Raw genomic sequence first — 1131 nt, forward strand, 5'->3', positions numbered from 1 at the left:
GTTTGGCGACATCGCGCGTACCACGTTGAACTCGGTGTCCAAGCAGGCCGTTTCCCAAGCGTGCCGGAAGCTGCCGCACTCGGCACTGATCGCGCTTCACCAGCAGATCGTCGACACCTTCTACGACCATGCACAAACGCCTCGCTGGATGGGCTTTCGCCTGATCGCGGCCGATGGCTCAAAGATCCGGTTGCCGCGTCTGAAGGTGTTTGCCGACGCCTTCGGCACACAAACCAACGGCACCGACACCGAACGCCCGATGGCGCTGCTGATGTCGTTCTACGACGCCCTGACCCAGGTCACGGTGGCCAGTGAGTTGGCGCCCAGCACCATGGGAGAGCGGTTTCTCGCCGAACGCCTGCTGCAACACTTCGGGCCGCAAGATCTGGTCCTCTATGACCGTGGCTTCCCTTCGTTTCCGCTGTTCGCCCTACACCTCGCCCGCGGCATTCCCGTCTGCATGAGAATGCCCAAGGGGTTCAACGCGCGGGTGAAGGCGTTCATCGCCTCCAATCGCCGGGAGAGGAACATCGTGCTGACCCCCAACACCGAGGCCAGGAAGGTTTGCGCGTTCCTCGACGTACCCACCGATCCGATCACCCTACGCTTGGTTCGCGTGCGCCTGAAGTCCGGCGAGATCGAGGTGTTGGCGACCTCCTTGATGGATCGCACGCAATACCCCTGGCATCTGTTCAAGGATCTCTATCATCAGCGCTGGGCGGTGGAAGAAGGCTTCAAGAGCCTGAAACACGTTGCCGATCTCGAACGCTTCCGCGGAAAGAATGAAGCGGTGGTGTTTCAGGAGATCTACGCCCGCCTGATCACTCACACCATCGCCAGCATCGTGCGCTTCGCCGCCGGTGATGTCGTCGACGGCCGTGTCGATGCCCGCCGCCTGCGCTACCGGATTAATTTCGCCGAGGCGTACCGTAAGGTGCAGAGCCGTTTGATCGAAATGCTGACGCTGCCCGACCCTTTGCCGACGATTCGTCTCACTCTCCAACTGGTCGCGAAAAATCTGGAACCGGTGCGCCCGGATCGATCCTATCCGCGAGAACGGGCGCCATCGGTTCGCGCGTCCGCGCGTACGTACGGTAAATCAATGGGTTGCGCCTAAAGTTGATGCCATTG

1 protein-coding gene is annotated in these 1131 nt (G+C 61.0%); it reads left to right on the plus strand.

Annotated elements, in window-relative coordinates; translation table 11 throughout:
• Nucleotides 1-1117 (plus strand): IS4 family transposase (locus tag ACYQ2W_RS26310; protein WP_459874053.1); only part of this gene is annotated, 1117 nt, incomplete at its 5' end.
• Nucleotides 1118-1131: the final 14 nt, after the last annotated feature.

Source organism: Endothiovibrio diazotrophicus (assembly GCF_054657215.1).